Source organism: Pseudoalteromonas sp. Hal040 (assembly GCF_037162425.1).
GTDB classification, from domain to species: Bacteria; Pseudomonadota; Gammaproteobacteria; order Enterobacterales; family Alteromonadaceae; genus Pseudoalteromonas; species Pseudoalteromonas gelatinilytica.
The window spans coordinates 1,648,377-1,670,736 of the sequence record NZ_JARLUU010000001.1 but is presented as its reverse complement, the minus strand read 5'-3'; the positions used below and the strand labels follow the sequence as shown (position 1 = coordinate 1,670,736).

Annotated in this window: 22 protein-coding genes and 1 pseudogene; 13 read left to right on the top strand and 10 right to left on the bottom strand. The window is 39.2% G+C overall.

Annotation, left to right across the window (positions count from 1 at the left end; all coding sequences use genetic code 11):
• Positions 1 to 40 precede the first annotated feature (40 nt).
• Positions 41 to 1,222, bottom strand: a complete 1,182-nt coding sequence (locus P4S60_RS07455; protein ID WP_175078340.1) for a thiolase family protein — start codon at positions 1,220 to 1,222, stop codon at positions 41 to 43.
• A 341-nt stretch (positions 1,223 to 1,563) separates the two neighbouring features.
• Here P4S60_RS07455 and P4S60_RS07450 point away from each other — a divergent pair, with 341 nt between their 5' ends.
• From P4S60_RS07450 to P4S60_RS07410, 9 genes and pseudogenes are all read left to right on the top strand, one after another.
• On the top strand, positions 1,564 to 1,998 hold the full coding sequence (locus P4S60_RS07450; RefSeq protein WP_054553803.1) for a MerR family transcriptional regulator: 435 nt from the start codon (positions 1,564 to 1,566) through the stop codon (positions 1,996 to 1,998).
• Positions 1,999 to 2,042: 44 nt separating this feature from the next.
• Positions 2,043 to 3,218: an isovaleryl-CoA dehydrogenase gene (locus tag P4S60_RS07445; protein WP_054561519.1), complete on the top strand. Its 1,176-nt coding sequence runs from the start codon at positions 2,043 to 2,045 to the stop codon at positions 3,216 to 3,218.
• Positions 3,219 to 3,227: 9 nt separating this feature from the next.
• Positions 3,228 to 4,835 carry a carboxyl transferase domain-containing protein gene (locus P4S60_RS07440; protein ID WP_337115511.1) on the top strand — a complete coding sequence of 536 codons (1,608 nt, stop codon included), beginning with the start codon at positions 3,228 to 3,230 and terminating at the stop codon, positions 4,833 to 4,835.
• A 10-nt stretch (positions 4,836 to 4,845) separates the two neighbouring features.
• Positions 4,846 to 5,615, top strand: a pseudogene (locus P4S60_RS07435) (enoyl-CoA hydratase/isomerase family protein).
• An 8-nt stretch (positions 5,616 to 5,623) separates the two neighbouring features.
• The gene (locus P4S60_RS07430) at positions 5,624 to 7,588 is read left to right on the top strand and encodes an acetyl/propionyl/methylcrotonyl-CoA carboxylase subunit alpha (RefSeq protein WP_337115510.1); all 1,965 of its coding nucleotides are present in this window, start codon (positions 5,624 to 5,626) and stop codon (positions 7,586 to 7,588) included.
• Positions 7,588 to 8,493: a hydroxymethylglutaryl-CoA lyase gene (locus P4S60_RS07425; protein ID WP_337115509.1), complete on the top strand. Its 906-nt coding sequence runs from the start codon at positions 7,588 to 7,590 to the stop codon at positions 8,491 to 8,493. Before P4S60_RS07430 ends, P4S60_RS07425 begins: the two co-directional genes overlap by 1 nt.
• A gap of 11 nt (positions 8,494 to 8,504) precedes the next feature.
• On the top strand, positions 8,505 to 9,203 hold the full coding sequence (locus P4S60_RS07420; protein WP_055197201.1) for a CoA transferase subunit A: 699 nt from the start codon (positions 8,505 to 8,507) through the stop codon (positions 9,201 to 9,203).
• Positions 9,204 to 9,214: 11 nt separating this feature from the next.
• Complete coding sequence (locus P4S60_RS07415) at positions 9,215 to 9,871, top strand: 3-oxoacid CoA-transferase subunit B (RefSeq protein ID WP_062564432.1); 657 nt, start codon at positions 9,215 to 9,217, stop codon at positions 9,869 to 9,871.
• Between the two features lie 387 nt (positions 9,872 to 10,258).
• Positions 10,259 to 11,137 carry a LysR family transcriptional regulator gene (locus P4S60_RS07410; protein WP_337115508.1) on the top strand — a complete coding sequence of 293 codons (879 nt, stop codon included), beginning with the start codon at positions 10,259 to 10,261 and terminating at the stop codon, positions 11,135 to 11,137.
• A gap of 46 nt (positions 11,138 to 11,183) precedes the next feature.
• Here P4S60_RS07410 and P4S60_RS07405 read toward each other — a convergent pair whose 3' ends face one another.
• Together P4S60_RS07405 and P4S60_RS07400 are read right to left on the bottom strand one after the other, a co-directional pair.
• The gene (locus P4S60_RS07405; RefSeq protein WP_337115507.1) at positions 11,184 to 11,531 is read right to left on the bottom strand and encodes a hypothetical protein; all 348 of its coding nucleotides are present in this window, start codon (positions 11,529 to 11,531) and stop codon (positions 11,184 to 11,186) included.
• A 97-nt stretch (positions 11,532 to 11,628) separates the two neighbouring features.
• Positions 11,629 to 12,081, bottom strand: a complete 453-nt coding sequence (locus P4S60_RS07400) for a hypothetical protein (protein ID WP_337115506.1) — start codon at positions 12,079 to 12,081, stop codon at positions 11,629 to 11,631.
• Positions 12,082 to 12,474: 393 nt separating this feature from the next.
• Between P4S60_RS07400 and P4S60_RS07395 the strand changes: the two genes are divergently transcribed.
• The gene (locus P4S60_RS07395; protein WP_063705394.1) at positions 12,475 to 12,897 is read left to right on the top strand and encodes a hypothetical protein; all 423 of its coding nucleotides are present in this window, start codon (positions 12,475 to 12,477) and stop codon (positions 12,895 to 12,897) included.
• Positions 12,898 to 13,022: 125 nt separating this feature from the next.
• On the opposite strand, the gene P4S60_RS07390 is transcribed toward P4S60_RS07395, so the two are convergent.
• From P4S60_RS07390 to P4S60_RS07365, 6 genes are all read right to left on the bottom strand, one after another.
• Positions 13,023 to 13,550 (bottom strand): hypothetical protein, encoded by a 528-nt coding sequence (locus P4S60_RS07390; protein WP_337115505.1) that lies wholly within the window; start codon positions 13,548 to 13,550, stop codon positions 13,023 to 13,025.
• Positions 13,551 to 13,720: 170 nt separating this feature from the next.
• Positions 13,721 to 14,092: a hypothetical protein gene (locus P4S60_RS07385; RefSeq protein WP_337115504.1), complete on the bottom strand. Its 372-nt coding sequence runs from the start codon at positions 14,090 to 14,092 to the stop codon at positions 13,721 to 13,723.
• Between the two features lie 39 nt (positions 14,093 to 14,131).
• Positions 14,132 to 14,572, bottom strand: coding sequence for a DUF695 domain-containing protein (locus tag P4S60_RS07380; RefSeq protein ID WP_337115503.1), 441 nt, complete (start codon positions 14,570 to 14,572; stop codon positions 14,132 to 14,134).
• A gap of 96 nt (positions 14,573 to 14,668) precedes the next feature.
• A complete protein-coding gene (locus P4S60_RS07375; RefSeq protein ID WP_337115502.1) occupies positions 14,669 to 15,097 on the bottom strand; it encodes a hypothetical protein in 429 nt (142 codons plus the stop codon).
• A gap of 113 nt (positions 15,098 to 15,210) precedes the next feature.
• Positions 15,211 to 15,645: a GNAT family N-acetyltransferase gene (locus P4S60_RS07370; protein ID WP_337115501.1), complete on the bottom strand. Its 435-nt coding sequence runs from the start codon at positions 15,643 to 15,645 to the stop codon at positions 15,211 to 15,213.
• Between the two features lie 227 nt (positions 15,646 to 15,872).
• Positions 15,873 to 17,249, bottom strand: coding sequence for a serine hydrolase domain-containing protein (locus tag P4S60_RS07365; RefSeq protein WP_337115500.1), 1,377 nt, complete (start codon positions 17,247 to 17,249; stop codon positions 15,873 to 15,875).
• 221 nt (positions 17,250 to 17,470) lie between these two features.
• Here P4S60_RS07365 and P4S60_RS07360 point away from each other — a divergent pair, with 221 nt between their 5' ends.
• The 3 genes from P4S60_RS07360 (at position 17,471) to P4S60_RS07350 (ending at position 20,875) form a co-directional block, all read left to right on the top strand.
• Complete coding sequence (locus tag P4S60_RS07360; RefSeq protein WP_337115499.1) at positions 17,471 to 19,513, top strand: winged helix-turn-helix domain-containing protein; 2,043 nt, start codon at positions 17,471 to 17,473, stop codon at positions 19,511 to 19,513.
• A 282-nt stretch (positions 19,514 to 19,795) separates the two neighbouring features.
• Positions 19,796 to 20,215, top strand: a complete 420-nt coding sequence (locus P4S60_RS07355) for a hypothetical protein (protein WP_175081986.1) — start codon at positions 19,796 to 19,798, stop codon at positions 20,213 to 20,215.
• Between the two features lie 195 nt (positions 20,216 to 20,410).
• Positions 20,411 to 20,875, top strand: coding sequence for a hypothetical protein (locus tag P4S60_RS07350; protein WP_105180484.1), 465 nt, complete (start codon positions 20,411 to 20,413; stop codon positions 20,873 to 20,875).
• A 61-nt stretch (positions 20,876 to 20,936) separates the two neighbouring features.
• Here the strand turns inward: P4S60_RS07350 and msrA are convergent, their stop codons facing one another.
• Positions 20,937 to 22,214 carry a peptide-methionine (S)-S-oxide reductase MsrA gene (gene msrA, locus P4S60_RS07345; RefSeq protein ID WP_337115498.1) on the bottom strand — a complete coding sequence of 426 codons (1,278 nt, stop codon included), beginning with the start codon at positions 22,212 to 22,214 and terminating at the stop codon, positions 20,937 to 20,939.
• Positions 22,215 to 22,360: the final 146 nt, after the last annotated feature.

The following is a 22,360-nucleotide window of genomic DNA, read 5'->3' as shown; positions in this document are numbered from 1 at the left end:
AAATACGTTGCGGCTGTGAGAGATTAAAATTCTAAAGTGATTAAATAGCTTCAATTGCCATAGCAACAGCTTCACCACCACCGATACACAGTGAGGCAACACCTTTGCTAAGACCACGATTCTTTAATGCATGAATTAAAGTAACTAAGATACGCGCGCCGCTTGCACCAATTGGGTGACCAAGTGCACAGGCACCGCCATTGACGTTTACTTTGCTTTCATCAAGTTTTAACTCGTTAATTGCAAGCATAGTCACCATGGCAAACGCTTCGTTGATTTCCCATAAATCAACATCATTCACAGACCAACCGGCTTTTTCTAAAAGCGATTGCATCGCGCCAACCGGTGCTAAAGTAAATTCGCTCGGTGCTTGAGAATGTGTGCTGTGAGCAACGATACGACACAGTGGTGTTAAACCTTGTGCTTTAGCATCTGATTCACGCATTAACACAAGCGCTGCTGCACCATCAGAAATTGATGACGAGTTTGCAGCCGTAATCGTGCCGTCTTTTTTGAATGCAGGACGTAAACCTGGGATTTTATCAGGACGTGCATTGCCTGGTTGCTCATCAATCGCAACGGTCACATCACCTTTGCGTGTAGAAATAGTGTGGGCGGCAATCTCGTTTGCAAATGCACCTGTTTCAATCGCGCTGTTTGCTTTAGTCAGTGAGCTAAGTGCAAAGTTATCCATTTGTTCACGACCAATTGAATATTGATCGGCAGTATCTTGTGCAAAACAACCCATTGCTTTGTTATCGTAAGCATCTTCAAGACCATCACACATCATGTGATCTTTTACTTCGCCATGACCCATACGCATACCTGAACGTGCATTCGGTAACATATAAGGCGCATTACTCATGCTTTCCATGCCACCAGCAACCGCTGAGTTAATAGAGCCTGATTTAATTAAGTCATGAGCAAACATGGCTGCTTTTAAGCCAGAGCCACATACTTTGTTGATTGTTGTAGCGCCAGTACCTTGATTAAGGCCCGCTTTTAACATTGCTTGGCGTGCAGGTGCTTGACCAAGACCCGCTGGTAATACACAGCCCATGATCACTTCGTCAATCTTATCGGCAGATAAACCGGCTTGCTCTAAGCTACTTTTAATAGCTGTAGCACCTAAATCAGTTGCGTGTGCACCACTTAGTGCGCCCATAAAACCACCCATAGGGGTACGTTTCGCGGCAACAATAACAACGGCTTCAGTAGTCATAATTGGCTCCATGTAAGTGGTTATCATCATGTGTTCAAATCATGTGTAACCAAACAGTTAATTTGTTATAGTTTAATTTCGATTTAATTCAGCATACATAATATTTACGTTTACGCCAACGTAAATCTAAAATCAACATTTTTGCGGCCGGTAAAACTGTAAACTTATCTGTATTTTGTTGTATGAAAAATCGAACATCTGCTTACAAGGCTAGATAAATAAGGCTTTTCAACAAATCCAACCAGTTATCTTTATAAGTCTAAAGTATAACTCCCAAATCACCCTTTACCTTTACGTAAACTTCACTTATATTGGTGTTATTCGAATGAGGTAAATAAATCATGAAACAAGACAATCAAACAAACTTTGAAAGCGCAGCAGTTGAACCTGCTAGCAATGAGCAAACGTTTAGTATCAGCGAACTAGCAAAAGAATTTGATATTACAACTCGCTCTATCCGCTTTTATGAAGACCAAGGTCTGATCTCACCTGATCGCAATGGTCAAACCCGTATTTATTCAAAACGCGACAAAGTAAGACTAAAACTTATTCTACGCGGTAAACGCTTAGGTTTTACCTTGGCCGAAACGGGCCGTTTGTTTGAACTGTACGACGCAGATAAATCAAGCGCTAAGCAGCTAGTGACTATGCTTGACCTTATCGCAGAGAAAAAGGCAGACCTAAGCCAACAGATGGACGACATTAAAGTTGTACTGATGGAATTGGTGACAGCAGAACGCCGCTGTCGTGAAACCCTTAATAATTTAGACGAATAACCTGACAACAATCTCGTCAACAGACTCTCACAGGAACACACATTATGAGCACTATTTCACTTTATAAAGAAATGAACTTCGGACTTGGCGAAACAGCAGACATGATCCGCGATCACGTTAATAGCTTTGCTAGCCAAGAAATTGCCCCACTTGCAGAACAAACAGATGTAGACAATGCCTTCCCTAATCAACTTTGGCCACAGCTCGGCGAAATGGGTTTATTAGGTATGACAGTGCCTGAAGAATTTGGCGGTGCGGGCCTTGGTTACCTTGAGCATGTAATCGCAATGGAAGAAATTAGCCGTGCAAGCGCATCGATTGGTTTAAGTTATGGTGCTCATTCAAACCTATGTGTTAACCAAATCAACCGTAATGGGTCACAGGCTCAAAAAGAAAAATACCTGCCTAAGCTTATCAGCGGTGAGCACATTGGTGCCCTTGCGATGAGTGAGCCAAATGCGGGTTCTGACGTTGTATCAATGAAATTAAAAGCTGAGAAAAAAGGCGATGTGTTTGTACTTAACGGTAACAAGATGTGGATCACCAATGGTCCAGATGCCGATACCTTTGTTATCTACGCAAAAACAGATTTAAATGCCGGCCCTAAAGGGATCACAGCGTTCATCGTTGAACGTAACACACCAGGATTTTCTACTGCGCAAAAGCTAGACAAACTTGGTATGCGTGGCTCTAACACATGTGAATTAGTGTTCGAGAACTGCGAAGTACCAGCAGAAAACATTCTAGGTAACTTAAACGAAGGCGTAAAAGTACTTATGAGTGGCCTTGATTATGAGCGTGTTGTTTTAGCAGCAGGCCCGCTTGGCATTATGCAAGCATGTATGGACATTGTGGTTCCTTATATTCATGAGCGTAAACAATTTGATAGCCCAATTGGTCAGTTCCAGCTTATTCAAGGCAAAATCGCTGATATGTACACGCAAATGAATGCTGCTCGTTCATACGTTTACACGGTAGCTCGTGCATGTGATCGCGGCGAAACAACGCGTAAAGATGCCGCTGGTGCGATTTTATATGCAGCAGAGCTTGCGACTAAAATGGCCCTTGATGCTATCCAAATTTTAGGTGGTAATGGTTATATCAACGAATATGCGACAGGTCGTTTATTACGTGATGCAAAACTATATGAAATTGGCGCAGGTACATCTGAAATCCGCCGCATGCTAATTGGTCGCGAATTATTCACTGAAAGCCGATAGGACCTTGTTATGACGATTTTAAAATCGAGTGTAAATCCACACGATCCGCAATTTTTGCAAAATCACGACAACATGGCCGCTCTCGTAAGTGATTTACGTGAAAAAGTAGCGGATATCCGTTTAGGCGGTGGCCCTGCTCTGATTGAGCGCCATCAAGGCCGTGGTAAGTTGTTTGTTCGTGACCGTATTGAAACGCTACTTGATGAAGGCTCGCCATTTTTAGAGATTTCTCAATTTGCAGCCTTTGGCGTGTACGAACAAGCTATTCCTTGTGCGGGTGTTGTTGCTGGTATTGGTCGTGTGAAAGGCGTTGAATGTATGATCATCGCCAATGATGCAACTGTAAAAGGCGGTACATACTTTCCACTAACGGTGAAAAAACATCTACGCGCTCAAGATATTGCAGAACGTTGTCATTTACCGTGTATTTATTTAGTTGATTCAGGCGGTGCAAACCTGCCTGAACAAGATGATGTATTTCCAGATAAATTACACTTTGGCCGTATTTTCTATAATCAGGCTCGTATGTCTGGTAAAGGCATTCCACAAATTGCAGTCGTAATGGGTTTATGTACCGCAGGTGGTGCTTATGTACCAGCAATGGCTGATGAAAGTATTATCGTAAAAGAGCAAGGTACAATTTTCTTAGCAGGTCCGCCACTGGTTAAAGCAGCTACGGGTGAAGAAGTGAGTGCTGAAGAGCTTGGTGGTGCCGATGTTCACTGTAAAACATCCGGTGTTGCCGACCACTATGCTGAAAACGATGCCCATGCACTTTCTATCGCTCGCCAATGTATTGAACGAATTAATTATCAGCGCCCTACTGCACCGTTACTAGATGATGTTAAACCACCGCGTTACGACATTAACGAAATATACGGCATTGTGGGTACCGACCTTAAAAAACCATTTGATGTACGTGAAGTAATTGCCCGTGTTGTTGATGATTCATCGTTTGATGAATTTAAACGCTACTTTGGCGAAACCTTAGTAACCGGCTTTGCCAAAATCTTTGGTCACCCTGTCGGTATTGTTGCTAACAACGGCATTTTATTTAGTGAATCAGCCCAAAAAGGCGCGCACTTTATTCAACTGTGTGCACAACGCAAAATCCCATTGGTGTTTTTACAAAACATTACTGGCTTTATGGTTGGTAAAAAATACGAAGCTGAAGGTATCGCAAAACATGGTGCGAAAATGGTAACTGCTGTGTCATGTGCTGATGTACCAAAATTCACCGTATTAATTGGTGGCTCGTATGGAGCAGGTAACTACGGTATGTGTGGCCGCGCGTTTGAACCTACCATGATGTGGATGTGGCCAAATGCTCGTATCTCTGTAATGGGTGGTGAACAAGCAGCAGGCGTTCTTGCACAAGTCAAACAAGACGGTTTAGCCCGTAAAGGCGAAAGCATGACTGATGAGCAAGTCAGTGAGTTTAAAAAGCCAATTATCGATCAATACGAAAAACAAGGTCATCCATATTACGCCAGTGCCCGCCTTTGGGATGATGGCATTATCGATCCTGCTGATACCCGCAATGTATTAGGGCTTGCCTTAAGTGCAGCTAAAAATGCACCTGAGCGCGATTCGCAGTTCGGCGTATTTAGAATGTAATGGAGGCCTTATGTCAGTAACACTCGAAATAACAAAATCAAATGTGGCTGTACTGGTACTAAGTCGCCCTGAAAAACACAATGCATTTAACGAAGAAGTCATCAGTGAGCTGATCCGTTTAATTGAACACGCAAATACCTGTGATGTGCGCGCACTGGTTTTAAGAACCGAAGGTAAGCACTTCTCTGCTGGCGCTGATTTAAACTGGATGAAGTCGATGGCTGGCAATGACTTTGCAGAAAACTTAGCTGACTCTATGCAGCTAGCAAAGCTTATGAAAGTCCTTGCTACAAGCCCACATCCAACAATTTGTGCCGTTCAAGGTGCTGCATTTGGCGGTGCCTTAGGCTTGATTGCGTGTTGTGATATCTCAATTTGCCAAGACGATGCACAGTTTTGCTTAAGTGAAGTAAAGCTGGGTCTTATTCCTGCGGTTATCAGCCCTTATGTCATTAAAGCTATTGGTGAGCGCGCTGCACGTCGTTATTTTTTAACGGCTGAGATTTTTGACGCGCATACAGCCAAGCAACTGGGTTTAATTCACCAGATCACCGGCGATTTACAAACAGCGCTCGACAAACACTTACAAAACCTTGTGAACAATGGCCCTATTGCCGTTAAAGCAGCAAAGCAGCTAATCAATGATGTCGCTGGCAATGTAATTGATGATGCACTGATTGAGTTAACCGCAGAACGTATTGCACGCATTCGTGTATCTGAAGAAGGCCAAGAAGGCCTAACTGCTTTTTTGAAAAACGTGCCCCTAACTGGCAGAAATAGGAACCATTATGACAACAAAATCATTGAAAAAAATTCTCGTTGCCAACCGTGGTGAAATTGCCTGCCGAGTTATGCGTACAGCAAAGCAAATGGGCTTAACAACGGTTGCAGTGTACTCAGATGCTGATAAACATGCTCAGCACGTAAAGCTTGCTGATGAGGCGTATCATATTGGTCCTGCGCCAAGTAAAGACTCTTACTTAGTGGCAGACAAAATTATCGATGTGGCAAAACAAGCAGGTGTTGATTGTATTCACCCAGGTTATGGTTTTTTATCTGAGAACTGTGACTTTGCGCTCGCGTGTGAGAAAAATGATATCGCCTTTATTGGCCCGCCAGCATCAAGTATTGAAGCCATGGGTTCAAAAACCCGCGCTAAAGAAATTATGCACCAAGCAAATGTACCTTTAGTGCCTGGTTATTATGGTGACAACCAAGATACAGAGTTCTTACAAGCAGAAGCTGAAAAAATTGGTTATCCCGTTCTGATTAAAGCGGCCTTTGGTGGCGGTGGTAAAGGGATGCGAGTTGTTGAAAACGCAAAAGATTTTATCAGTGCTCTTGAAGGCGCAAAACGTGAAGCAAAAGCCGGCTTTGGTAACGATTTAGTACTGTTAGAGCGCTATGTCACTAAACCTCGCCATGTTGAAGTACAAGTTTTTGCCGATAGTCATGGTAATTGTGTGTACTTAGGCGATCGTGACTGCTCATTACAGCGTCGTCACCAAAAAGTAATTGAAGAAGCCCCTGCTCCGGGTTTATCTGATGCACTTCGTAAAGAAATGGGTGAAGCTGCGGTACGCTGTGCCCAAGCGATTAACTATCGCGGTGCAGGTACGGTTGAGTTTTTATTATGCGGTGATGAATTCTTCTTCATGGAAATGAACACCCGTTTACAAGTAGAGCACCCAGTAACAGAAATGGTAACCGGTGTTGATTTGGTGAATTGGCAAATCAACATTGCGGCAGGTGAAGAACTGCCACTTAGCCAAGCAAATATTCAGCTACAAGGTCACAGCTTTGAAGCACGTATTTATGCAGAAGATCCAAGTAATGACTTTATTCCGTGTTCTGGTCACATTGATGCCCTATTTACACCGAACGAATCTGAATTTGTACGTATAGATACAGGGATTGCCGCGGGTGATGAAATTAGCCCGTTCTACGACCCTATGATTGCTAAGTTAATTGTTCATGACGATACCCGTGAGGCAGCGCTTGGGCGTTTATCAAAAGCACTAGAGCAATTCCACCTAGCAGGCTTTAGCTGTAACGTTAATTTCTTACATAACCTTGCTAACCACCCTACTTTTCAAGCTGGTGCACCTGATACACACTTTATTGAAGACCAAGGTGAGCGCCTTGTTGCTAAAAACGAGCAACAGTCTGTTATTTCAACTGTTGTGGCAGCCTATGCGTATGCACATCAACTAAAAGGTGCAAGCAGCAGCCCATGGCAACAATTAACAGGCTTTATGCTAAACAGTGACGCTAAGACAACGATACCGTTTGTTGATTTAAACGTTCATGCTGTTAAGGCCTCAGAAGACTTTAAAATCAACTTAGATGGAGTTGACTATACAACTTCGGGTAGTGTTGAAAATGGCCTTGCAAACCTAGTCGTTAATGGCGAAAAAGTTGTGGCTCATATTAATCAAACAGACTCTCACATCACAGTGATGTACAAAGCACAGCAAACGGTGCTAGAGCTGATTGATAAACACTATATTAGTGAGCACGAAAGTGATGCATTGCCACTTGCTGCACCACTCAATGGTACTGTTGTTAAACATTTAGTTGAGGTGGGTAGTACGGTTACTAAAGGTGACGCGGTTATCATCATCGAAGCGATGAAAATGGAATACACCCTTAATGCCCCGCATGATGGTGTATTAACGAGCTACTGCTTTGCTGAAGGTGAACTGGTGAGTCATGGTGATATGCTCGCGATTGTTGAAGAGCCGGAGGCGTAATGGCACAGTTTCCTGATTTTGTTCGCATTGTAGAAGTTGGCGCCAGAGACGGTTTGCAAAATGAAGCCGCCGTTAGCACGCAAGATAAAGTCGCGCTTATCAACGCACTAGCAGATGCTGGGCTTAAAGATATTGAAGCAGGCGCCTTTGTGTCACCTAAATGGGTGCCACAAATGGCTGACTCTGGCGATGTAATAAGCGCGTTAAGTTTGCCAGACGTTAATTTAAGTGCCCTTACCCCAAATTTACGGGGTGCAGAGGCAGCAAAACAAGTCGGCATACAAGAATTTGCTATCTTTACAGCGGCAAGTGAAGCGTTCTGTCAAAAAAACATTAACTGCTCTATTGACGAAAGTATTGATCGCTTTAAAGATGTTATGGCTTTTGCCAAAGCGAATAACATTCGCGTTAGAGGCTATGTTAGCTGCGTCATGGGTTGCCCCTATCAAGGTGATGTCGACTACAATGATGTATTAAAAGTATCAGAGCGATTACTCGAGCTTGGTTGTTACGAAATTAGCCTAGGCGACACCATTGGTGTGGGAACGGCGAGAAAAGTCGATGAGTTATTAGATTTACTCTTGCAACATATTGATAAATCAAAACTCGCTGTACATTTTCACGACACTTACGGACAAGCGCTTACAAATATTTACACCGCCCTAAGCCGCGGTATAGCAACGGTTGACAGTGCTGTTGCAGGCCTTGGTGGTTGCCCTTATGCCAAAGGCGCGTCAGGAAATGTTGCCACTGAAGATGTAGTTTACTTACTGCAAGGGCTTGGCATAGAGCATGGAATTGATTTAGAAAGACTGGCGAAAGCTGGTTGGGCTATTTGCAGTGCACTAAATAAACAACCTGTCAGCAAGGTATCACTTGCTCTAAAGAACACTCAGAATAATTAAGGAGTAGGCTCATGGCCGGTTTCGATAAAGTGGTTTCAAGTTATGAAGCTGCAATGGAAGGTTTAAAAGATGGCGATACTATTATCGCTGGTGGCTTTGGCTTGTGTGGTATTCCTGAGGGACTTATCAGTGAAATTAAGCGTAAACAGACTAAAAATCTAACCGTTGTTTCAAACAACTGCGGTGTTGATGATTTCGGCTTAGGTATTTTACTTCACGATAAGCAAATTAAAAAAATCATCGCGTCTTATGTAGGTGAAAATGCGCTTTTCGAAAAACAACTACTCGATGGCGAAATTGATGTGGTTTTAACACCACAAGGTACACTCGCAGAGAAGATGCGTGCCGGTGGTGCGGGTATTCCTGCGTTTTATACTGCTACAGGGTACGGCACTCCGGTTGCAGAAGGTAAAGAAGTTAAAGAATTTGATGGTCGCCCGTATATCTTAGAAGAGTCGATTACGGGTGAGTTTGCGATTGTTAAAGCATGGAAAGCCGACCGCTACGGTAATCTTGTATTTCGCCACACAGCTATGAATTTCAATCCGATGGCCGCGACAGCAGGTAAAATTACCGTTGCTGAAGTTGAAGAGATTGTTGAGCCAGGTGAACTTGAGCCAAGCCAAATTCATACCCCAGGTATTTATGTTAATCGCGTGATCAAAGGTGACTTTGAAAAACGCATTGAACGTGTAACAACTCGCGATTAAGGAGCAATAAAATGGCATTATCACGTGAACAAGTTGCAATGCGTGTTGCACAAGAGCTGCAAGATGGCTATTACGTAAACCTAGGTATTGGTATCCCTACTCTCGTTGCTAACTATGTACCTGAGGGTATCGAAGTTATGCTGCAGTCTGAAAATGGCTTATTAGGTATGGGTGCGTACCCAACCAAAGACCAAGTTGATGCAGATATGATCAACGCGGGTAAAGAAACCGTGACAGCAGCCACAGGTGCAGCAATATTTAATAGTGCAGATAGTTTTGCCATGATACGGGGTGGTCATGTAGACTTAACAGTCTTAGGTGCATTTGAAGTAGACCAGAACGGTAACATCGCATCGTGGATGATCCCAAAAAAGCTAATTAAAGGCATGGGTGGCGCGATGGACCTCGTTGCTGGCGCGAAGAATATTATTGTTACGATGACTCATGCAAGCAAGCATGGCGACTCTAAGTTATTAGAAAGTTGCACTTTACCGCTAACTGGGGTTAACTGTGTAAAGAAAATCGTAACTGATTTAGCCGTACTAGAAGTTAAAGACGGCGCATTTCATCTAATCGAACGCGCTCCGGGTGTGTCAGTAGATGAAATAATTAGCAAAACGGCAGGCAAATTGCTTGTTGAAGGTGATGTTCCAGAGATGGTTTTTTAAACCACTCACATCCCATGTACCGACCTCATTCCCAGTGCCAATGGCGCTGAGTTACCCAAAATCCCTCGCAAGAGGGATTTTTTTATCTAACGTTCACGTTCCGCCGCACCATTTTGTCACATAAATAGTATAAAATGCCCTGCTTTAGTGAATTGGCAGTATCTAATACTGAGACTATGACCTAATAGCTAAAACTGCTAAGATCACTTTTTTGCTAAACATTTGCCTAAACATAGATTAAACGAGCGATTCAAGGCTGTTTTTTATACAATATGGCAAGAGTTAGCTATATTCATTCTTTAATCTCTATTTTTTTACATTTTGGGATAATAATTGCTTAGCAGTTAATTAACTAACAAGCGCTTTTGGGACTTACTGAAATTAACTATGCAAACACCTATTCGTGGCCTACGCTCATTTTGTTTTGCTGCACGCACCCTTAGCTTTAAAGATGCAGCAAACCAACTTTACCTTACACCGTCTGCCGTAAGCCATCAGATCAAACAATTAGAAGAACAATTGGGTATTGAACTGTTTGAACGTCAAACCCGCTCTATTCGCCTAACAGCTGCAGGGAAGAATTTTTATGACTCTGTATCACCGCTTATTAAAGCGCTAGAAAAAACCATCAATGAGTTTAGTCAGTTACAAGAAAATGTAACTATTAGTATTACGCTACCTGAGTTTTTTGCCAGTGAGCTTTTAATGCCAAAACTGAGCGAATGGACAAGCGATCATCCAAATACAAACTTACAGCTTAATACCTTAAAAACGCGTAAAGAGCTGACTAAACAAAGTGACTTGTCGATTGTATTGTCTTCGTCTAAACCGCATGAAGGCGTTGTTCATGAGCTGTTTTCACTCTCGTACACACCAGCTTGCAACAAAGAAAACTGGCAAGCATGGCAAGAAAACCCGTTTCAGGCTTTAAATGAAGTGCCACTCATTCTTCACAAAGCACGCCCTTGGGCTTGGCACCAATGGGCAGAGCATGCTGGCGTTGAAGACTTTGCACCAAAGCAAATTATTCAGGTTGATAGTATGTTTGGTGTGGCACGTGCGGCGCAACAGGGTATGGGTATTGCCCTAATCCCTTTGCCTATTAGTCAAACTTGGTTTGATGAGCAATGGCTATTTAATTTCACAGAAATGCCATTAAAAACAAAAGATAAATATTACTTAGTGCAACACGATCCTAGTGAAACCAATGCACAATTAGAGTTATTTATTAAATGGATGCTTGATACCTTTAAACATCTTAAGTGATAAATCGTAAAGACCCTCAATTTCATTGAGGGTCTTTATTGAAAATTTAGCTTTTAGACTTGCTAACTAAGATACTCACTTTGTTTTCACCAATTTCGAAAGACGCCTTTTTACCATACTCCACAATAAAAGAAGGAGTAAAATAGCTGCCAGCGAGTGTGATTGATGTTTCTACAGCTGCCGTATTATTTTGTTGTGGTATCACTGTAACTTCATAGCTAAACCCCTCACCTATAGAGATGGTCGCAGGCTGTTTTTCTTCCACCAGTATTACTGGCGATGCTAATAGCTCATTCGCTTTATAAACAGATGTTTCAACTTGAAAGCTATCAGCTGCGAAACAGCTCGTTGATACTAGCAATGCCCCAGCTATTAAACCTAATTGTTTGTTCATATTAATTTCCTTATCTCAATTATAGGGTTTATCCGTAATCAATATCAGTTACTAGGTTTATTTGATACAAGAAATTTCAGAATGTTAACTATCACAATCAAAGCTCTCGATAATAAACATCAATGCTATGTGAGATGGCTTCATAACGGTTATTTTCATGTTTAAAACAGGCTTTACGCAGTTCCTTCTCTTCGTAGTTTTTACCTGCTACGACGACTTGATCTAAAGTTTGTGAATTTGCACAGAATTGATTTGATGAAATTGTTTTTACTTTGACTGATTCAGCTTTTGAACGCGGTAATGAACTAGGCTTAGGATTTTGCTTCATGCTTTCAAGTAACTGCGCTTTAGTAACAGGCACAGTATCTGACCCTACGCCTGGAATATGCAATGTTTGTTTAATCGTATAGTTTTTACTTAATAAGGGTGCAAACAAAGATACATCATTGCTCAAATAAGCCTGCTCAAAATTAAGATAAACAGCGACTTTATCTTCAGCAGCATTGGCAATGACTGGGCATAGTAATAAACACGCAAGTTTAAGCTTCATAGTCTTCTTTTTATTAATTTAACAACTATATATCACCTTAAAGTACCGATTTAGCCATTAATAAACAACTATTTGTTTGTTTTACCTACTCTGCCCCTTTATTGTTCTTTATCGTAAACTTTAGCTATTTAAACCCCGAGTCTACTTTATCGGGGTCAGATCAGACGGCTGACGGCTGACGGCTGACGGCTGACGGCTGACGGCTGACGGCTGACGGCTGACGGCTGACGGCTGACGGCTGACGGCTTAAAACTAATTCATTACATTAGACTAAAGTCTATAGGTTAAATTTCTTCATCTATTAGGTCATTTTTTATCGTTTGTTGAATTTGCACTGTTCAATTAAAGTTCACTTGTCGGCGGTTGATACCGATTTAAATAGAGGAAATGATTATGTTTAGTACACTTATGAAACGCGTTGCACTTAGCTCTTTATTAACTTGTTCAGCTATGGCAGTGGCTGATCAGAGTGACTACAAATTGATGGTAATTGACCAATCTACACAAGCATCAGTAGAGACTAACCGTCAATACGAATTAGCATTTAACCAATGTGCGTTAAGTGTTCAAGCAAAGAATTTTACAGAAGCTGAAGCACTTTGTTCAAAAGCAATTAGTTTACTTAGCACAAGCAAAGTACCAGCTTATAAGCGTCGTGAATTAACGTCATTTGCGTTAAGCAACCGCGGTGTAGCTCGCATCATGTCGGAAAACGACACGGCTGCATTGTCTGACTTTTACGAAGCAGTACAAATTTCAGGTAACGAGTTAGTAGAACACAACTTAACTCGTGCGAAAAAGAACTTAGCGTTATAAGTTCTCACAGAATTGTGTTGTCTCAAAATCCAGCCTCGGCTGGGTTTTGTCGTTTATGTACCGATCATTTTTTGCTTCTTGCAAATTCGAGGAGCAATCTAGAAATTAAGCTAACGAAGCTTACCTTAAGCTTCAGACAATGCTTGTTTGTAACTTAAATCAAAATGTTTGAGCAACTGATTCAGGTAGTTCAGATTTATCTGGTTAGGTTTAAAGCTTTGTCCCTTCTCAATATTAGCTATGTGTTGTTTTAGTTTTGCTTTGTCTTTATTCCAAAAAGCGATGTTTCCTAACACAAAGTCATTCCAATACATTTTTGAACCACTTAGCTCTTCATCGGGATCCAATACTTTTTTTGCGTGAAAAACGGCTTGTTGATAATCACCAGCTAGCCCTTCCATTTGCGCTAAATGCCACGTTAATGAGCTTTCTTTTGAATTATTGTGAGAGATAAAACGTTTTATCAGAATTGCGGCTTCAGTATGGCAACCTAATTTTTCTAACAATCTAAACCCAGCATCGTATGTCTGATCAAATTGTTGGTATGTGAGGTTCAAATCGTCTTTTAACCTTTCTTCAAGTGCTATTTTACAATCAGCAAAAGCAAGATTTGATGTAAATAATAACCCGATTGATAAAAGTCCTGTTTTCATAATTTTGTCCTTAAAAAGTATAAGCTCCAAGTTAAAATTTACTTTAAAGCATACCAATAAGTAAAAATAAGATTAAAATCTTAACTCATTTTTTCTGTATTAAAATGAATTGTATGTATCCCAAAAACCTTTCTTCGAAGATTCAATATCTTTACTAAGCAAAACATCTTTTACGACCAATTTGTCTGGTTCGCCATTTTTTGAAAAAAGATGAAGATAAATTCCATACAATATTTGATTTCACTGGAATTCTTTGACTTATCGTAAAGTTCACTTTTCTCGATTGGTTTAAAGGAGTTTGCATGTATAAACACCACATTCAAAGTTGTGCCTTCGTTTTTATGGATTTGAGCATCAATTTGAACAAATTTAACCGCAACATTTTTTAGTTCAGGCTTCTCACGCAATAAAAATGTTCTTGCTTTATCTTCGATTAATTCTCTCTTAATTGATGCTAAATCCCCCCAATGCATAACTTGACCAGGTGCAGAAAATGTAATCATACTAACAAGCATTAAACTTGAAATAATTAATTTATTCATCGTGGATCAAACCTTTGAACAACATTTTAATTGCTTTAGCTAAACACCGCAGATTTGGTATACAAGACTGATTTGCTCCCACTCAGGATCGTTTTCAACCTGCAGGTGTATAGGTAATTTTGGAAACTCAGATAAGGCCGTATTGATTCTAAGCCCGACTTCGTCAACACGATTAATATAGTAATGCCATTCACGGCTTCCATTACAAGTCAGTACAAACGCTAAGACAGCTAAACGATCTGAATCAAGAGTCTCAACTAAAGCGTCTTCAAAACTTTTCATCGTTTCACTTTGCTCAGTTGATGGCATTCCATTAAGGTTATCTGCATCATACTCCCAAATGATAACTAATCTTTGAGGATAATCACTGCTTGCGATAAAAGGTGCCAGATCAGTTCGATAACGAATTAGTCTTGGCATACTGCCATTATCACTTTCTGCTATATTCCATGGTGCTGAATTTGCTGCTGCGATTTTCATTGATGAATTCCTTTTTATAGAAGTTTATGTGCAAATCTATATTTCAATAATTTCGAGTAAAATACATCCTAAACAGAATAAAGCAATTAATCAGGCTTAATCGAGATAGGTTTTGTTTGAGTGCATGTCTAAATAGCCATAACCACTAATTGTCTCGATTTGAGAAGGCAGGCCATAGATAGGCTCTGAAACAGCTTGAATTGGAAAGTTTAGCTTTGGTAAATCAATTGTATTGGGTGTTGATATGCCAAACCAAAAGCTAACAGGTTCATCATCAACAAACATACATGGTTGTGTATACTCAACCCCAGCTAAGCCAACCTTAATGTAACCCAAGAATTTGTTGCCAATAGCATCAGTAAACAGGGATTTTACGAGTAACTGATTATTCGGGTCTAATGTATCAGCTTCAGTTGCTGGTGTTACAATCGATTCATCAACAGAATCGTCCTTACAATACTTAAAAAGCCAAACAGCATGTTCATTAAGATCTTGAACAGTAATTTCCCAACAAAATTTATCCATGACTTCCCTTATCTACTCTAATGTCTATTTATTATTACACTGCAGAGAACACTGACACTTAAAGTTAGCAACAAACTATAACTACCTGATTTTATATAATTTCGAAATTGTTGTTACTTTTCTAGGTCATGGTAAACATTTGGATTCCAAATTTGCATAAACATCTCCGGATTTTCAATTGGTTGAAAACCATATTGCGCGTACAAACCATGCGCATCTCTTGTTGCCAATACCATAAGCCTTAAACCTTGAAGCTCAGGGTGAGAGACTATGCTCTCAACAAGCCACTTGCTTAATCCTTTTCCTCGATGGTTCTCTACTATGAATACATCAGCAAGATAGGCAAATGTTGCTTTGTCTGTTATGAGACGGGCAAAACCTATTTGATAATCATGGCTATCATAGACACCAAAGCAAAATGAGTTTGAAATGGCTGTTTCTAGCGTCTGCCTTGGTATTCCGGACGCCCAATAGCTTTTTGAAATAAGACCGTAAATTACTTCAAAATCGAGGTCAGTTTTATCTGTGCTGATTTTATATCCTTGCACCAGAATTCCTTTGTGATGTTAGCACCTGTTATTCAAAAGGTTTATTTTTAACAAAGTTACTAACCGATTGCTACATATATAATTAAAACGCTTTTTTAACAGGATATAGCCTACTGACACAAACACTACCACAACGTAAAACCATTACATTGCTATTAAATTTATCAATAATAGATTTGCAGGTTGTTTATAAGGGGCTTTAATACGCCCCTATTTTTAATGAATTCTTACAAACGCTTTATGAGTTGATCTACTTTTGCCACAACAGGCCATGCTGATGATTGAAAATTACCCAAAACAACTAAAATATAGCCTTTTTCTTGATACATATTTAACCTTGCTGTCATGCCTAAATGGGACCCATTATGACCAACAGTTGTATTCCCTGCTGAACTTCTCACAGAGAAACCATATCCCCAGTTTGGTGCATTTAGCTCAGGTTTTGCTGATAAGGCTTTATTAGAGAGTTCACGACTTACTAGTTGAGCATTTTTCATTGCCATGGCGAATTTGTGTAAATCGCCAACCGTTGAATAACCTCCGCCTGCAGGTCCCCCTTTTACCGATTGAAACATCAAATTTTCAGTTACTTGACCAGTTTCGACAGAAAACCAATAATTACGGGCAGTATTTTTGACAGGCACATCTAAGTCATAACTTCCGCTTTGTTGCATGTTAGCTTTTTTATATACATTTTCATTAATGTAATCATAGTAATTTTCACCAGTTACATTCTCAATCACCTGACCAAGTAGAACCATACCCGTATTGCTGTAACGCCATTCAGTTCCGGGTTCAAATGTAGCGTCAATTGAACTGTATAAATGTTGAATATCTTTAAGAGAGCGCACCTTATTTTGTATCTCGTCATAGCCAGAAATATTACCAATCCCTGATGTATGGCTTAATAAGTGTCGAATCTTAATTTTGCTAAAATCACCTTTCCCTAAAATGCTTTTATCAATAAATTTAGTGAGCGGATCATCAAGCGATACTTTGCCAGCTTCTATTAGCTGTAAGATAGCGACGCTAGTAAACATTTTATTCATTGAGCCAATTTGAAACTTCGTTTCTAAGTTATTTTTCACATCATAGCGACGTGAAGCAAAGCCATATGCAGCGCTAAACAAAATGTCATTATTTTTAGCAAGTAATACCGTGCCAGAGAAACTACCTCTTTGCGCCAGTTTATCAGTATAAATTTTGATCTCTTCAATAAATTGTGACTCAGTTAAAGAGCCTTTTGAACCTTGGTTTTGTGGAGTTTCTTCAATAGACCACCCTGTTATTGCTTGAAATTTGTCATCATTAAAAAATAACACTACTTGATGCTGCATATCTGTATTCTTTGAATAAACTTTACTTATATGACGGATGCGATTAGTTGACGTATCAAGTTCTGTAGAAATAACACTCAACCCTCCATGAAAAAGCGCAACATTCATCGAATACCCAACATAACGGTCTTTACCTTTACCCTCCCAGCGTGCAAGAGAATTTGGCGAGAAGTTATTTACTACAAATTTTTCGATCTCATCTAAATCTTTAGTGTTTAAAACCGTAATAAATTGACTTGCCAATTTGTTATAGTCTACCTCTTTCATTGCATGTGCTTTATGGCTAATAAAACACATAAAAAATATGAGCATTAGTAAATATCGCTTCACTTTACATTCCTTTTATTGTTTATTGAATAATATGGCGCTTGGCCTTTAGATACTTTTACTTTTGCGAATAACAAAAAGCGATGAAGTAGTGATTAAGAAAAGCTTAAGAAAACATTAAGCTGAAAATAATTAATAATAACAAATGGATAACTATCAACTTGAGTGAAAGTAAATTATCAAAACAATTTTTTCTTAATGACTCTTTAGTTAATTTTGAGACTGGCGAAATTCAAACAGATGGTAAAGTTGTTGTTTTAGAGCCTAAGGTGATGGCACTTCTTGAAGTATTTTCGCAAAAACCATATCAAGTGTTATCTGCCGAAATGCTTTTTGCTAATGTTTGGCCACAAGCTATTTTCAGTCCTAATTCAGTTCGCAGAAATATTGCTTTGTTAAGACAAGCGTTATCCGATGAAGAAAAGCACATTATAAAAACACACCCAAAACGGGGCTATAGTCTCGAGGCTGAAATACGTTTTCCTGATGAAAAAACGAGCACTCCATTAACAAAAATACATCAGATAAAAAATACAAAACTAGTACTCTTAATTATCCCTGCTTTGTTTATCATTATCTTCCTTTTCAATTTCCTTAACGAAGATAAACAGATTTCTTTAGAAGATCTTAAGCCTATTACTGCAAGCAATGAAAAAGAGCGTTACCTACAAGTTAGTCCTGATGGGCGTTTTATGGCTTACATACAAAATACCAATCGTCCTAATAAGCGAAGGCTTTTAATCAAAGATTTACGATTAAATTCATATAAAGAATTAAGTACAGACTTAAAAGCGTATACCTACCTTGCATGGGATACAGATACAAATACGATTGTATATTCGTTTCAAGATGAAGGGAGTATTTCATTCAATCGACTGCAACTAGATACAGAAGCGAACGTGATCAGCGAAGAAAAACTCTTTTCTCGTACAGATATAACCTGGAACAGCTTGTTTTTTATAGATGAACAAGAAAACCTTTTCTATTTAGCAAATCAAAACAGTTCCGAACACAGCCGTAATGTAAGCCTATATCGACATAACTTGATTACTGGCCATTTTTACGAAATTCTTCAACCAAGTGATGATTTCAAGCCCTACAAGCTCGCTTTATCACCTAACCAGAAACAATTAGCGATAATTGGCTTCAATGAAGATGCAATCTCGGAGGTAAAACTATTAAATTTATCGAGTTTTAACCTTGAATCAGTCGGTGAAATTGATCATAACTGGCACTTTATGACTTGGTTTAACGATGGTGAGTCTTTGTTATTGAGTAATGGCAGTGAGTTAAAACAACTTGAATTAAACGGCCAATTAACGACTCTTAATTTTAAAAGCTATAACTTTTTGATTTATCCACAAATCGTTAAGGACAAACTGTATTTTATTGAGGCTAAGTCTGATCAAGATATTTTGATTAGCGCTTTAGATTCACTCTCTACTCCTATAAAAATCGTAAACTCTAATACCATTGATAAAGAAGCTGCACTTTCACCTGATGAAAAACTCATCGCCTACATGTCAATGAAAAATGGACTTCCACAACTTTTTATTAAACATATTGAGACTGAAGAAGAACAATTATTGTTCATTAACATTGAGCAAGAATATGCTTTATCAAAACCAATATGGGACCCCTCTGGAACACGTATCGCAAGCAGTATAAATAACAAACCATTTCTTATTAAGCTAGAGGAAGACCAGTTCGCAATCGAATGGTTAAATGGAATCATTGGGTATCCAATCGGGTGGTATAAACAGTCAGATGCTATTTTGTTTGCTGATAAGAGCACTCACAATGATGAAATAGTTAAATTTGATTTAGTTACTGACGAAATAGTGTCATTAAAAACGCAATTGAAAGATAAAGATATTTTTTTAAATCATAACGACGAATTACTGAGTTTTTCAAGTGGCCAAGTAATGACTGCTTCTGGTACCAATCTATTTGATAATACGTATTTTATTTCAAGCATTTACCCTATTAAAAATGGCTTCTATTTTCAATACAAAGAAAACGACTCAAGGACAATGAATTTTTACGATTATGAACTAGGTGTTCAAAATTTAAGTATTGATTTTGAAAAGTTTTGTGCGGATTTCTGTAGTCAAATAACTGCTATAAGCGGTAACACTATCTTACTCAAAGAACAAACTGATACAGCAGATATTTTAGTTTTGAATATTACTTTAAATAAATAGCTTCAATCGTAACTAGCTGATCTAGAGTAAGTGTTTTCAACCAAACTGATAACATCAATACAAAAATAGCATTCACAAAACAAAGCTTATTGTGTTTGATAGTAATTTTCAGACACTCTCCTCTCTAATTTTTCCTACTAAATCGCTGAGACTTGAGTAATTACTCTATAGATTAAATTTCTTCATCTATCAGTTTTAATTTAATCGTTTGTTTAGCTTATAGGAATATTTTAAAGTTCACTCGTTGGCAAGAAACACCAACTTATTCAGAGGAAAACTATCATGTTAAAAACACTTGTAAAAACTATTGCACTTAGCTCTTTATTAACTTGCTCAGCGATGGCAGTAGCCGACCAAGCTGATTATAAACTGATGGTTATTGAGCAAGCTCAAACTAATGACAATGCAACTAGCCAATACGAAACAGCCTTCAACCGCTGTGCATTAAGCGTTAAAGAAAAGAATTTTTCAGAAGCGGAAAGCCTGTGTACACAAGCAATTTCACTTCTAAGTACAAGTAAAGTACCTGGTTACAAACGCCGCGAATTAACATCGTTTGCGCTTAGTAACCGTGGTGTTGCACGCATCATGTCTGAAAACGATACTGCTGCACTTTCTGACTTTTATGAAGCAGTGCAAATTTCAAAAAATGAACTTGTTAATCACAACTTAAGCCGCGCAAAACAAAACTTAGCGCTGTAAAAGTTCCCCCAACCAAATTGTTGTCGAAAGCCCGGTTCTTGTGTGTTCTGACCGGGCTTTTTTTCGTCTAAAATATCTGCGTTATAGAATACTTTTCTTCACCTAATGGGTGCGATTATATCGTTTGTCAGTTTTCTACCCTGTTTTCTAACTTTATAGAGTAAGCACATCGCTTACGCTAACAAGGAGAAAACAATGTTTAAATTAAATCTTAAACCCTGCCTATGGTTAATATTATTTGTTTGTTCAAATTTTGTATTCGCCAACAACAACGACTTTAAACTCATGGTTGTTGACGATAACGCAAGCTCAAAAGCAATTATGCAAGGTAACTTTGCTAATTCTTTAGAGACAATGAACGATGCTAACAACTATATCGTGCCATTTAATCGTTGCGTTGTGAGTGTGAAACTAAAACAGTTTGATAAAGCTGATCAAGATTGCTCACAAGCAATCGCGATGCTAAAAAAGGTCAATGCTCCACACTATAAGCGTAATGAACTAACGTCTTATGCATTAAGTAATAGAGGTATTGCCCGACTAATGGCAAAAAATGATACCGCGGCCATTGCTGATTTTTATGAGGCTGTGCAGCTCAATAATAACGAGTTGGTGTCGTTTAACTTAAACCTCGCGAAACAGGAATTAAAATTGTGGTAATAAGTCATCAGGCTAAAAGAAAACCAGCCATGTCGGCTGGTTTTCTTACATCAATTACCTTTTAAGATTTATCTCTTGGCACAAAATCAAGCACGGTAGCATTAATACAGTATCTATCTTTACCTCTTGGCCCTTCTCCAGGGAATAAATGCCCTAAATGAATACCCGAGCTTTTTGATTTAAGCTCAATACGCTGCATGCCATAACTGTTGTCTTCATGCATAGTTACACTGTCTTTTACAGGGTGAGTAAAAGAAAGCCAGCCGGTGCCTGAATTAAATCGATCTCGGGTATCAAAAAGTGGCACTCCACTTAACTTATCAATAAAAATCCCATCAGGTGTATTTTTAAAGATATCGTATTGTTTACAAAATGGACTATCTGTTCTGGCATGAAATGCCACTCTAAAGGCTTCACTGTCCCCCAGTTTAAATGCACCTAAGGCTTTGTAAAATTCATCTCTACTAACATAACCTTGTTTCCCATACACTTCTTCGCCATTTTCAATAAATAAGAGTGTGGGTGTCGCCCATGTTGGGGTTTTAATTGTTAAACCATCGAGCTGATCAGCATGTCGAAAGTTCATAGGAATTGTTCCCATGTACTCATTCGCGACGTCTTTTTTAAACTTCTCACAATAAGGACAATAGCCTTTAGCATCAATCACAACAATTTGCTTGCCGGCCAATAAGGCTGTGTTATCAACCTGCTGTTTTTTTACTGGTGTGAATACAACGCCCGTTGAATGATCCGGGCAATAACCATTAGGGTTTTTCTTTAAATAATCTTGATGGTAATCCTCTGCAGCATAAAACGCATCAAGTGGTTTTATCACAGTTACAATCTTGCCATACCCTGCTGCCGTTAATTTGCTTTGGTATTCACCTTTAAGTTTATTGGCAATCTCGAGTTGCTCGTTATTACTAACCAAAATTGTTGAGCGGTATTGAGTACCAATATCATTACCTTGGCGATTTAGCTGTGTTGGATCATGATTTTCAAAATAATGCTTTAAAAGTGATTGTGTTGTTAACTCGTTACTGTTGTATGTGACTTTAACAACTTCTGCATAATTGTTTTCATCAAAGCGTCGTGAGCTACGAGTTATATTCTTGTAGGTCGCTTTAAATCCATGTCCATCGGCATAACCTGATACAGCATCTAACACGCCATCCAGTGCTTCGTATCGTTTTTCTGCTCCCCAAAAGCAACCAGAGCCAAGCACAATCGATTCAATATGCCCTGTTGCGTTATCTGGCATTGTGTCAGCTTTAATTGGGCTGGTGGTAAAAATGGCACTGCAAGTAAATAGTGTCAGTAACATCGACTTAATTGTCATACTAATTTCCTCTTAAAAGCCTGTATTTAAAGGAGACCGAGCATAAGCATTAATAATTTCAGCTTAAACGCATGCAAACAGCTATTCACCGCTAACAATTTAACTCTTAACCTTATTTACGGTAAAACACAGCTTTTTAACATTGG